Genomic DNA, 11,505 nt, shown 5'->3' with positions numbered 1-11,505 from the left:
TCGTATCGCAAATTAAACACCTATTTTTTGTGATTATTGTCACCAAATATCGTATTAAACCCTCCCTTTCACTGGCTAACGACGAAAACTTATTTTATCATTCAAAAAATCAAGACGGATTGATCCGGCCTGAAAGGTTCCAGGTTACGCTTAGTTCAGGTTGCACTAATCATCCGCCCACTTTTACTTAAACTTTAGAGGTGAATAATGAGACTGATTCCCCTGGCAACAGCTGAACAAGTCGGAAAATGGGCTGCTCGTCATATCGTTAACCGCATCAACGCATTCAAACCAACAGCCGATCGTCCTTTCGTTCTCGGTCTTCCAACCGGCGGCACGCCCCTGACCGCGTATAAAGCTCTGGTTGAAATGCACAAAGCGGGCCAGGTTAGCTTTAAACACGTTGTGACCTTCAACATGGACGAATATGTCGGCCTGCCGAAGGAACATCCGGAAAGTTACCACAGCTTTATGCACCGTAATTTCTTCGATCACGTTGATATTCCGGCTGAAAACATTAACCTGCTGAATGGAAACGCGCCTGATATTGACGCAGAATGCCGTCAGTATGAAGAAAAAATCCGTTCCTACGGTAAAATCCACCTGTTTATGGGCGGCGTAGGCAACGATGGTCATATCGCGTTCAACGAACCGGCATCTTCACTGGCTTCCCGTACCCGTATTAAAACGCTGACCCATGATACGCGCGTGGCTAACTCCCGCTTCTTTGACGGCGACGTCAATCAGGTGCCTAAATACGCGCTGACCGTGGGCGTGGGCACGCTGCTGGATGCCGAAGAAGTGATGATTCTGGTGCTGGGCGCGGTGAAAGCGCAAGCGCTTCAGGCTGCCGTTGAAGGCAACGTGAACCATATGTGGACGATCAGCTGCTTACAGCTGCATCCAAAAGCGGTTGTCGTGTGTGACGAACCGTCCACCATGGAGCTGAAAGTGAAAACGCTGAAATACTTCAACGAGCTGGAAGCTGAGAACATCAAAGGTCTGTAATTGAATAACCGCCTCTTTATATCCGGGGCGGTCGCTTTTTTTAACCGGGGGTCGATATGTACGCTTTAACCCACGGTCGGATTTATACCGGCCATGAAATTCTGGATGACCATGCGATTGTAATCGCTAATGGCCTGATTGAACGTGTTTGCCCGCTGGCGGAACTGCCGCCGGAGATCGAACAGCGTTCCCTCAATGGAGCAGTAATCTCCCCCGGTTTCATCGACGTACAGCTCAACGGCTGCGGCGGTGTCCAGTTTAACGATACCGCAGAGGCGGTATCGGTTGAAACGCTGGAAATCATGCAAAAAGCCAACGAGAAATCGGGCTGCACCAGCTATCTGCCAACGCTGATCACCAGCAGCGATGACCTGATGAAACAGGGTATCCGCGTCATGCGCGAATACCTGACAAAACATCCGAATCAGGCGCTGGGCCTGCACCTGGAAGGACCCTGGCTGAACATGGTCAAGAAAGGCACCCATAACCCAAACTACGTGCGCAAACCGGATGCCGAGCTGGTGGATTACATGTGCGCCAATGCCGATGTGATCGCCAAAGTAACGCTGGCCCCGGAAATGACCGGCACGGAGGTCATCAGCAAACTGGCCGCCGCCGGGATTGTGGTGTCTGCGGGCCATTCGAACGCGACGCTGAAAGAGGCGAAGGCCGGTTTCCGCGCAGGCATTACGTTTGCCACACACCTTTATAACGCGATGCCCTATATTACTGGCCGCGAACCGGGACTGGTTGGCGCCATTCTGGATGAACCAGACGTCTACTGCGGCATTATCGCCGACGGCTTGCATGTCGATTACACCAACATCCGCAACGCCAAGCGTCTGAAAGGCGACAAGCTCTGCCTGGTAACGGATGCTACCGCTCCGGCAGGAGCGAATATTGAGCAGTTCATTTTTGCTGGTAAAACAATATACTACCGGAATGGACTGTGTGTTGATGAGAACGGCACGCTGAGCGGTTCTTCTCTGACGATGATCGAAGGGGTACGTAACCTCGTTGAACATTGCGGCATCGCGCTTGAGGAAGTGCTGCGCATGGCCACGCTTTATCCGGCGCGCGCCATTGGCGTCGATAAACAGCTCGGCGGTATTGCGCCAGGTATGGTTGCAAACCTGACGGCGTTCACACACGATTATAAAATTATTAAGACCATCGTTAATGGTAACGAGGTCGTCACTGAGTAAGTAAAAGTATGACACCAGGCGGACAAGCTCAAATCGGTAATGTCGATCTCGTTAAACAACTTAACAGCGCGGCGGTTTATCGCCTGATTGACCAGCACGGGCCAATCTCACGCATTCAGATAGCCGAACAAAGCCAGCTTGCTCCCGCCAGCGTGACAAAAATTACACGTCAGCTTATTGAGCGCGGCCTGATCAAAGAAGTCGATCAGCAGGCCTCCACCGGGGGCCGCCGCGCGATTTCCATCGTCACGGAAACCCGCAATTTTCAGGCCATTGGCGTTCGCTTAGGACGTCATGACACCACGCTTACGCTCTACGATCTGAGCAGCAAGGCCATTGCCGAAGAACACTACCCCCTTCCTGAGCGCACGCAGGAGACGCTTGAACACGCGTTGCTGAATACCATTGCGCATTTCATCGAAAGCTGTCAGCGCAAGATCCGTGAACTCATCGCCATCTCGGTGATTTTGCCCGGCCTGGTTGACCCGGAAAGCGGCGTTATTCGCTACATGCCGCATATTAAGGTAGAGAACTGGGGGCTGGTTGAGGCGCTGGAAAAGCGCTTCAAGCTGACCTGCTTTGTTGGTCACGATATTCGCTCGCTGGCGCTGGCGGAGCACTACTTTGGTGCGAGCCAGGACTGCGAAGACTCTATTCTGGTGCGCGTTCACCGTGGTACAGGTGCGGGCATCATCTCGAATGGCCGTATTTTTATTGGCCGTAACGGTAACGTAGGCGAGATTGGTCATATCCAGGTGGAACCGCTTGGCGAGCGCTGCCACTGCGGTAACTTTGGCTGTCTTGAAACCGTTGCCGCCAATGCCGCCATTGAACATCGCGTTCGCCATCTGCTGGAGCAGGGTTACCAGAGCCGCGTCACGCTGGACGATTGTAAGATCGGCGCCATCTGCAAAGCGGCAAACAAAGGCGATGCGCTGGCCTGCGAAGTGATCGAACAGGTAGGACGCCACCTGGGTAAGACCATCGCCATTGCCATCAACCTGTTTAATCCGCAGAAAGTGGTGATTGCCGGCGAGATCGTTGAAGCCGAAAAAGTGTTACTGCCCGCCATTGAAGGCTGCATCAATACCCAGGCGCTGAAGGCATTTCGCCAGAATTTGCCGGTGGTGCGATCTACGCTCGATCACCGCTCGGCAATTGGCGCATTCGCCCTGGTAAAACGTGCCATGCTCAACGGGATCCTGCTGCAACATTTGCTGGAATCCTGATCGGACCTTATAGTAACGCCTTCTTTTTTTGATGTCGGATTGTCCATGACCATTAAGAATGTAATTTGTGATATCGACGGCGTGCTGATGCACGACAACGTTGCCGTGCCGGGTGCTGCGGAGTTTCTTCACCGCATCATCGACAAAGGAATGCCACTGGTTCTTCTCACGAACTACCCTTCACAGACTGGTCAGGATCTGGCAAACCGCTTTGCTACCGCAGGCGTCAACGTCCCGGACAGCGTGTTCTATACCTCTGCGATGGCGACCGCGGATTTCCTGAAGCGTCAGGAAGGCAAAAAAGCCTATGTCGTTGGTGAAGGTGCGCTGATCCACGAGCTGTATAAAGCGGGCTTCACCATCACCGACGTGAACCCGGACTTTGTCATCGTGGGCGAAACGCGCTCCTTTAACTGGGAGATGATGCATAAGGCAGCCTACTTTGTCGCCAACGGTGCGCGTTTTATCGCCACCAACCCGGACACGCACGGTCGTGGTTTTTATCCCGCCTGCGGTGCGCTTTGCGCCGGTATCGAAAAAATCTCGGGTCGTAAGCCGTTTGTTGTCGGTAAACCGAGCCCGTGGATCATCCGCGCCGCACTGAATACGATGCAGGCACACTCAGAAGAAACTGTCATTGTGGGCGACAACCTGCGTACCGATATTCTGGCTGGCTTCCAGGCGGGGCTTGAAACCATCCTGGTGCTTTCTGGCGTTTCACAGCTTGATGACATTGATACGATGCCGTTCCGGCCAAGCTGGATTTACCCTTCTGTCGACGAAATCGACGTTATTTGATTCAGAACCACGCCTAAGGGCGTGGTTTTTCATTTCTGCCGTCTGAAAACATCACTTCATCTAACGAAATCAGCCCTTCATTGAGAAATCATCAATAGAATTGCTTAAGACATACTCTTTTTTTAAGATTCGGCAATCGCCATTGCACTTTTTACGTTTTCATCGGTAAAACGCTTGCGCCCCCTCCCCCTTTTGCGGCATTTTCATAAGCAAGCAACATCACAACGCAACAGGGTTAACGGAGAAGGTTATGTGTTCTATTTTTGGCGTACTGGATATTAAAACTGACGCGGGCGAACTGCGTAAAAAAGCACTCGAATTGTCCCGCCTGATGCGCCATCGCGGTCCGGACTGGTCAGGCGTATACGCCAGCGATAAAGCGATTCTGGCTCACGAACGTCTCTCCATTGTTGATGTCAACGCTGGCGCACAGCCGCTGTATAATGAGAAAAAAACGCACGCGCTGGCTGTTAACGGTGAAATTTACAACCATCAGGCGCTGCGCGCCGAGTACGGCGATCGCTACGCGTTTCAGACCGGCTCAGACTGCGAAGTGATCCTGGCGCTGTATCAGGAGAAAGGCCCGGAGTTCCTCGACGATCTGCAAGGTATGTTCGCCTTCGCGCTGTACGACAGCGAAAAAGACGCTTACCTGATTGGCCGCGACCATATCGGTATTATCCCGCTGTACATGGGACACGATGAGCACGGCAACTTCTACGTTGCCTCAGAGATGAAAGCCCTGGTACCGGTGTGCCGCACCATCAAAGAGTTCCCGGCAGGTAGCTACCTGTGGAGTAAAGACGGCGAGATCCGCCCGTACTACCAGCGCGACTGGTTTGATTATGAGGCGGTGAAAGACAACGTGACGGACAAAGCCGAACTGCGTCAGGCCCTGGAAGAGTCAGTGAAAAGCCACCTGATGTCAGACGTACCTTACGGCGTACTGCTCTCCGGCGGTCTGGACTCCTCCGTGATCTCCGCGATCACCAAGAAATTCGCCGCACGTCGCGTGGAAGATCAGGAGCGCTCTGAAGCCTGGTGGCCGCAGCTGCACTCCTTTGCCGTGGGTCTGGAAGGGGCACCTGACCTGAAAGCCGCCCAGGAAGTGGCAAATCATCTCGGCACGGTGCACCATGAAATTCACTTCACCGTACAGGAAGGTCTGGATGCGATCCGCGATGTGATCTATCACATTGAAACCTATGATGTGACCACCATTCGCGCCTCCACGCCGATGTATTTGATGTCGCGGAAGATCAAAGCGATGGGCATCAAGATGGTGCTCTCCGGCGAGGGTTCTGACGAAGTGTTTGGCGGTTACCTCTATTTCCACAAAGCGCCAAACGCCAAAGAGCTGCATGAAGAAACGGTGCGTAAGCTACAGGCGCTGCACATGTTTGACTGCGCGCGCGCCAACAAAGCGATGTCCGCCTGGGGTGTGGAAGCCCGCGTGCCGTTCCTCGATAAGAAATTCCTTGATGTGGCGATGCGCATCAACCCGCAGGACAAAATGTGCGGCAACGGCAAAATGGAGAAACATATCCTGCGTGAATGTTTTGAATCCTACCTGCCGGCGAGCGTGGCGTGGCGTCAGAAAGAGCAGTTCTCGGATGGCGTGGGTTACAGCTGGATCGACACCCTGAAAGAGGTGGCGGCGAAACAGGTTTCTGATCAACAACTGGAAACTGCGAGCTTCCGTTTCCCGTACAACACGCCAGCCTCGAAAGAAGCGTATTTGTACCGTGAGATCTTTGAGGAGCTGTTCCCGGTTCCAAGCGCAGCAGAGTGCGTACCGGGTGGCCCATCGGTCGCCTGCTCTTCTGCTAAAGCCATTGAATGGGATGAATCATTCAAAGCGATGAACGATCCGTCAGGACGCGCGGTGGGCGTTCACCAGTCTGCCTATAAATAATGTTCAGAGTATCATCAGGCCCTCCGGGGCCTGATTTTTTTGCCTCTCTTTTCTCCGCATAAAATCGATTAATAACCAATAATTGTCGAATATTCGGCCTCGCTGTTCGCAACCTAACCAAACAGTCACATTCCGGCTATTTTCATTGAAAAAGGTGTTGACGCTGCAAGGGTCTATACGCATAATGCGCCCCGCAACGCCGATAAGGTAACGCGAAAAAAAGATGGCTACGTAGCTCAGTTGGTTAGAGCACATCACTCATAATGATGGGGTCACAGGTTCGAATCCCGTCGTAGCCACCATCTTTTTTGCGGGAGTGGCGAAATTGGTAGACGCACCAGATTTAGGTTCTGGCGCCGCAAGGTGTGCGAGTTCAAGTCTCGCCTCCCGCACCATTCCCAGGTAAGCGTTGCACGGATGGGGTATCGCCAAGCGGTAAGGCACCGGTTTTTGATACCGGCATTCCCTGGTTCGAATCCAGGTACCCCAGCCATCGAAGATTGCAGTACTGGCTACGTAGCTCAGTTGGTTAGAGCACATCACTCATAATGATGGGGTCACAGGTTCGAATCCCGTCGTAGCCACCATATTTATGTTATCGAATACGATTCGGTAAACTGAACATTGTTGGGGTATCGCCAAGCGGTAAGGCACCGGATTCTGATTCCGGCATTCCGAGGTTCGAATCCTCGTACCCCAGCCACTTTAAAGTCGTTAAGCAGTTTGTTTAACGCAATTGGGGTGTCGCCAAGCGGTAAGGCTCTGGTTTCTGATACCAGCATTCCGGGGTTCGAATCCCTGCACCCCAGCCACTTAAAACAAACAAGCCCGCTCTGCGGGCTTTTTTGTTTTTGTTGTTCAGAATAGTGCGGCCTGATGCCCTCACCCTAACCCTCTCCCACGGGGAGAGGGAATAAAGATCAGAGTCCGAGGGCGTATTTCAGGGCCTGACGCTTCAGCCCACCGGCACGCTCCGCCGCCATCAATCCAATATTGCGCACTATACGCACCGGACCAACATCATTGCTGAACCCGGCATAGAACAGATCCATCCCCGACTGCATAATGAAGTTATCCGCCATACGGCGCGTCTGGTAGCGCTTCAGTACCTGATGGCTGGCCCAGGCTTCCGCGTGGGCGCGAGCGTTACCCAGCACATCCAGTAACGCATCGACGTCACGGTATCCCAGATTCACCCCCTGCCCCGCCAGCGGATGAATGGTGTGCGCCGCATCTCCCACCAGCACCAGTCCTTCACGGGCATACTGTAACGCATGGCGTCGCATCAGCGGGAATGCGCCGGCGGCAACCGGGGTCACGTTACCCAGACGACTCGGGAAGTGCTGGCGAATTTCGCGCTGCAACTGATCCATGGACAGCCCCTGCAACTGTCGAATGCGCGCCGGTTTGTCGTACCACACCAGCGAGGCCCAGTTATCAAACAGCGGTAAGAATGCATGCGGGCCGTTCGGCGTAAAATGCTGCCAGGTGCTTTCGCCCGGCGCGTTTTCTGACTGAACGGTGATCAGCATGCAGGACTGCTGGTACTGCCAGGCATGGATCCCAATGCCTGCCATCTGCCTGACCTGCGAGTTCGCGCCATCCGCCCCCACCACCAGCTTCACGGCCAGCTCATCGTCGTTGTCCAGCGTCAGGAGATACCCGCCCTCATGACGATGCAGGCCTTTCAGCGAGTCCGGAACGCGCAGCGTCACCTTCGGGTGCGCCTCTAGCGCCTGCCAGAGTGCCTGCTGGAGCACGTTGTTTTCCACCATATAGCCCAGGCGCGGCAGTTTCAGCTCGGCGGCATCAAACGACACGTGAGCATTTTCCCACTCCCAGGTTTCAAGACGGCTGTATGGGTGCGCGCGCATCGCCAGCACCGCCTCCCAGACGCCCAGCCCGCGAAGCAGATCAACAGAGGCCGCGCTGATGGCGGAAATACGCACGTCCGGTTGGCTGGCAGGATCGAATGCCGGCGGAGCCGCCTGTTCAATAACGGTTACGTCAAATCCCTGCTGCGCCAGCCCCAGCGCCAGTGCGCCGCCGACCATACCGCCGCCAACAACGGCAACTTCGGTGTTCAGGAGTGTCATGGTCACTATTCCTTATTGGAGAATACCTTAAGTTTACCGGATTTTTGCGGCCCTGAGGTTGACAACCTTCATACTGGTCACAACCGCACCAAAGCATTACAATACGCGGCTTGCAATCCTGAGCTGAGCAAGTCGATGACTAAAAAACTCCATATAAAAACCTGGGGCTGTCAGATGAACGAATACGATTCATCGAAGATGGCCGATCTGCTGGATACCACCCACGGATACCAGCTGACTGAAAATGCGAAAGAAGCCGATGTGCTGCTGCTGAACACCTGTTCAATTCGTGAAAAAGCACAGGAAAAAGTTTTTCATGTGTTAGGCCGCTGGAAGCTTCTCAAACGGAAAAATCCGGACCTGATTATTGGCGTGGGTGGCTGCGTCGCATCGCAGGAAGGTAAGCTGATCCGCCAGAGAGCCCCCTATGTGGATATCGTTTTTGGCCCTCAGACCCTGCACCGCCTGCCAGAGATGATTAATCAGGTTCGCGGCAGCCGTAGCCCGGTGGTTGACGTGAGCTTCCCGGAGATCGAGAAATTTGACCGTCTGCCAGAGCCGCGCGCTGATGGCCCGACCGCCTTCGTCTCCATCATGGAAGGCTGCAACAAATACTGTACTTACTGCGTGGTGCCTTACACCCGCGGTGAAGAAGTGAGCCGCCCGGCAGACGATATCCTGTTTGAAATCGCGCAGCTTGCCGCGCAGGGCGTTCGTGAAGTGAACCTGCTGGGTCAGAACGTGAACGCCTGGCGCGGGGAAAACTACGACGGTACCACCGGCAGCTTTGCTGAACTGCTACGTCTGGTGGCGGCGATTGACGGCATCGACCGCATTCGCTTTACCACCAGCCATCCGATGGAATTTACCGACGACATTATTGACGTCTATCGCGATACGCCAGAGCTGGTGAGCTTCCTGCACCTGCCGATCCAGTGCGGTTCTGATCGCGTGCTGAACCTGATGGGTCGTCCACATACGGTGCTCGAGTATAAGTCCACCATCCGCAAGCTGCGTGAAGCGCGCCCGGATATCCAGATTAGCTCCGACTTTATCGTCGGCTTCCCTGGCGAAACCGCTGATGACTTTGAGCGCACCATGAAGCTCATCGGCGAGGTGAATTTCGACGTCAGCTACAGCTTTATCTTCTCTGCGCGCCCGGGCACCCCTGCGGCCGATATGGTTGACGATGTGCCGGAAGAAGAGAAAAAGCAGCGTCTGTATATTCTACAGGAGCGTATCAACCAGCAGGCCAACGCCTGGAGTCGTCGTATGCTCGGTACTGTCCAGCGTATTCTGGTGGAAGGCACCTCCCGTAAGAGCGTCATGGAACTGTCTGGTCGAACCGAAAATAACCGCGTGGTGAATTTTGAAGGCACCCCGGACATGATCGGTAAGTTTGTGGACGTCGAAATTGTCGAAGTACTCACGAACTCGCTGCGCGGGAAGGTGGTACGCACTGAGGACGAAATGGGTCTGCGAATTGCACAGACTCCGGAATCCGTTATCTCTCGCACCCGCAAAGTCAACGACTCTGGCGTGGGTATTTACCAGCCTTGATCCTTCTGGCCTGCCTGTCCGGCAGGCCTTGTATTTCCTCTCATCACCCCCAATATCTACCGCAACGCTTGCGCCTTTATTGTGTGGCGTGAATAATTTCGGTAATGACCGTTTTATTACGCCGTGTGGCGGCGAGTCAGTTAACTACTCAAAGAGGAACAGTTTGAACATAGATACGCGTGAAATTAGCCTTGAGCCAGCAGACAACGCTCGCCTGCTGAGCCTGTGCGGGCCGTTTGATGACAACATCAAACAACTTGAGCGACGTCTGGGTATCGAAATCAATCGTCGCGATAACCATTTCAAACTCACCGGACGCCCAATCTGCGTCAACGCCGCGGCGGATATTCTCCGCAGCCTGTATGTTGATACCGCCCCGATGCGCGGTGAGATCCAGGATATTGAACCTGAACAGATCCACCTGGCCATTAAAGAGGCGCGCGTGCTTGAGCAGAGCGCGGAGAGCGTGCCGGACTATGGCAAAGCCATCAACATCAAAACTAAACGCGGCGTGATTAAGCCTCGTACCCCGAACCAGGCGCAGTACATCGCCAACATTCTCGACCACGACATCACCTTCGGTGTAGGCCCGGCGGGTACGGGTAAAACCTATCTGGCGGTTGCCGCTGCGGTTGATGCGCTCGAGCGTCAGGAGATCCGCCGTATCCTGCTGACCCGCCCTGCTGTTGAAGCCGGTGAAAAACTGGGCTTCTTGCCGGGTGATTTGAGTCAGAAAGTAGATCCCTACCTGCGTCCGCTGTATGACGCGCTGTTCGAAATGCTCGGCTTCGAGAAAGTTGAAAAGCTCATCGAGCGTAACGTGATTGAAGTTGCTCCGCTGGCCTACATGCGTGGCCGTACGCTTAACGACGCGTTCATCATTCTGGATGAGAGCCAGAACACCACCATCGAACAGATGAAGATGTTCCTGACGCGTATTGGCTTTAACTCGAAAGCGGTTATCACCGGTGACGTCACCCAGATTGACCTGCCGCGTAACACCAAATCGGGTCTGCGTCACGCCATCGAAGTCCTGGCCGAGGTAGAGGAAATCAGCTTTAACTTCTTCCACAGTGAAGACGTGGTACGCCATCCGGTCGTCGCGCGTATCGTTAACGCTTATGAGGCCTGGGAAGAGGCAGATCAGAAGCGCAGGGCCGAACTGGCCGCAGAACGTAAGCGCGAAGCGCAGGAGCATGAACAGAAATGAGTCAGGTGATCCTCGATTTACAGCTGGCCTGTGAAGATAATTCCGACATGCCAGAAGAGGCACAGTTTCAGAAATGGCTGGATGCCGTTATCCCCCAGTTTCAGGAAGAATCAGAGGTCACGATTCGCCTGGTGGATGAAGCAGAAAGCCATGAGCTCAACCTGACCTACCGCGGGAAAGATAAGCCGACCAACGTGCTCTCTTTCCCGTTCGAAGCCCCTCCGGGCATTGAGATGCCGCTGCTGGGCGATCTGATCATCTGCCGTCAGGTGGTTGAGCAGGAAGCCAAAGAGCAGCAAAAGCCGCTGGAAGCGCACTGGGCACACATGGTGGTGCACGGTAGCCTGCATCTTCTGGGTTACGACCATATTGAAGATGACGAAGCGGAAGAGATGGAATCCCTCGAGACAGAGATAATGCTTGCTCTGGGCTATGAGGATCCGTACATTGCCGAGAAAGAATAGTCAGTCACTGACTACCATGC

Annotated in this window: 9 protein-coding genes and 6 tRNA genes; 14 read left to right on the top strand and 1 reads right to left on the bottom strand. The window is 54.1% G+C overall.

Translation table 11 applies throughout. The annotated features are described in order from the left end of the window. Window positions 1-207: 207 nt before the first annotated feature. The 11 genes from nagB to L463_RS12290 all read left to right on the top strand — a co-directional run bounded on the left by nagB (window position 208) and on the right by L463_RS12290 (window position 6,967). The gene (gene nagB / locus L463_RS12240; RefSeq protein ID WP_003858663.1) at window positions 208-1,008 is read left to right on the top strand and encodes a glucosamine-6-phosphate deaminase; all 801 of its coding nucleotides are present in this window, start codon (window positions 208-210) and stop codon (window positions 1,006-1,008) included. A 56-nt stretch (window positions 1,009-1,064) separates the two neighbouring features. Further along, complete coding sequence (nagA, locus tag L463_RS12245; protein WP_032102591.1) at window positions 1,065-2,213, top strand: N-acetylglucosamine-6-phosphate deacetylase; 1,149 nt, start codon at window positions 1,065-1,067, stop codon at window positions 2,211-2,213. A gap of 8 nt (window positions 2,214-2,221) precedes the next feature. Continuing rightward, window positions 2,222-3,442, top strand: coding sequence for a DNA-binding transcriptional regulator NagC (locus L463_RS12250; RefSeq protein WP_006809613.1), 1,221 nt, complete (start codon window positions 2,222-2,224; stop codon window positions 3,440-3,442). A gap of 45 nt (window positions 3,443-3,487) precedes the next feature. Continuing rightward, the gene (gene nagD, locus L463_RS12255) at window positions 3,488-4,240 is read left to right on the top strand and encodes a ribonucleotide monophosphatase NagD (protein WP_003858667.1); all 753 of its coding nucleotides are present in this window, start codon (window positions 3,488-3,490) and stop codon (window positions 4,238-4,240) included. Between the two features lie 250 nt (window positions 4,241-4,490). Continuing rightward, on the top strand, window positions 4,491-6,155 hold the full coding sequence (gene asnB, locus L463_RS12260; protein ID WP_015571128.1) for an asparagine synthase B: 1,665 nt from the start codon (window positions 4,491-4,493) through the stop codon (window positions 6,153-6,155). Between the two features lie 225 nt (window positions 6,156-6,380). Continuing rightward, a tRNA-Met gene (locus L463_RS12265) sits at window positions 6,381-6,457 on the top strand. Between the two features lie 8 nt (window positions 6,458-6,465). Further along, window positions 6,466-6,550 (top strand) — tRNA-Leu (locus tag L463_RS12270). Window positions 6,551-6,573: 23 nt separating this feature from the next. Continuing rightward, window positions 6,574-6,648: transfer RNA gene (locus L463_RS12275), tRNA-Gln, on the top strand. A 17-nt stretch (window positions 6,649-6,665) separates the two neighbouring features. Next, window positions 6,666-6,742: transfer RNA gene (locus L463_RS12280), tRNA-Met, on the top strand. Window positions 6,743-6,783: 41 nt separating this feature from the next. Further along, window positions 6,784-6,858 (top strand) — tRNA-Gln (locus L463_RS12285). Window positions 6,859-6,892: 34 nt separating this feature from the next. Continuing rightward, window positions 6,893-6,967, top strand: a tRNA-Gln gene (locus L463_RS12290). 108 nt (window positions 6,968-7,075) lie between these two features. Here the strand turns inward: L463_RS12290 and ubiF are convergent. After that, window positions 7,076-8,251: a 3-demethoxyubiquinol 3-hydroxylase gene (gene ubiF / locus L463_RS12295; protein WP_003858670.1), complete on the bottom strand. Its 1,176-nt coding sequence runs from the start codon at window positions 8,249-8,251 to the stop codon at window positions 7,076-7,078. A 135-nt stretch (window positions 8,252-8,386) separates the two neighbouring features. Here ubiF and miaB point away from each other — a divergent pair, with 135 nt between their 5' ends. The 3 genes from miaB (at window position 8,387) to ybeY (ending at window position 11,485) form a co-directional block, all read left to right on the top strand. Next, window positions 8,387-9,811, top strand: a complete 1,425-nt coding sequence (gene miaB, locus L463_RS12300) for a tRNA (N6-isopentenyl adenosine(37)-C2)-methylthiotransferase MiaB (protein WP_015571130.1) — start codon at window positions 8,387-8,389, stop codon at window positions 9,809-9,811. Between the two features lie 163 nt (window positions 9,812-9,974). Further along, window positions 9,975-11,021 carry a PhoH family protein gene (locus tag L463_RS12305; protein ID WP_003858674.1) on the top strand — a complete coding sequence of 349 codons (1,047 nt, stop codon included), beginning with the start codon at window positions 9,975-9,977 and terminating at the stop codon, window positions 11,019-11,021. After that, complete coding sequence (gene ybeY / locus L463_RS12310) at window positions 11,018-11,485, top strand: rRNA maturation RNase YbeY (protein WP_023296118.1); 468 nt, start codon at window positions 11,018-11,020, stop codon at window positions 11,483-11,485. Before L463_RS12305 ends, ybeY begins: the two co-directional genes overlap by 4 nt. Window positions 11,486-11,505 lie beyond the last annotated feature (20 nt).

It is taken from the genome of Enterobacter sp. BIDMC 27, from assembly GCF_000534415.1.
In the GTDB taxonomy this organism is placed as follows: domain Bacteria; phylum Pseudomonadota; class Gammaproteobacteria; order Enterobacterales; family Enterobacteriaceae; genus Enterobacter; species Enterobacter hormaechei_C.
Note: the sequence above shows the minus strand (reverse complement) of the source record. Positions and strands in the feature narration are given on the sequence as shown.

Bases quoted from the DNA above. Each gene is read 5' to 3' on its own strand.
- ybeY (WP_023296118.1), top strand. From the start codon at position 11,018: ATGAGTCAGGTGATCCTCGATTTACAGCTGGCCTGTGAAGATAATTCC.
- nagA (WP_032102591.1), top strand. From the start codon at position 1,065: ATGTACGCTTTAACCCACGGTCGGATTTATACCGGCCATGAAATTCTG.
- L463_RS12250 (WP_006809613.1), top strand. From the start codon at position 2,222: ATGACACCAGGCGGACAAGCTCAAATCGGTAATGTCGATCTCGTTAAA.
- nagB (WP_003858663.1), top strand. From the start codon at position 208: ATGAGACTGATTCCCCTGGCAACAGCTGAACAAGTCGGAAAATGGGCT.
- ubiF (WP_003858670.1), bottom strand. From the start codon at position 8,251: ATGACACTCCTGAACACCGAAGTTGCCGTTGTTGGCGGCGGTATGGTC.
- miaB (WP_015571130.1), top strand. From the start codon at position 8,387: ATGACTAAAAAACTCCATATAAAAACCTGGGGCTGTCAGATGAACGAA.
- asnB (WP_015571128.1), top strand. From the start codon at position 4,491: ATGTGTTCTATTTTTGGCGTACTGGATATTAAAACTGACGCGGGCGAA.
- nagD (WP_003858667.1), top strand. From the start codon at position 3,488: ATGACCATTAAGAATGTAATTTGTGATATCGACGGCGTGCTGATGCAC.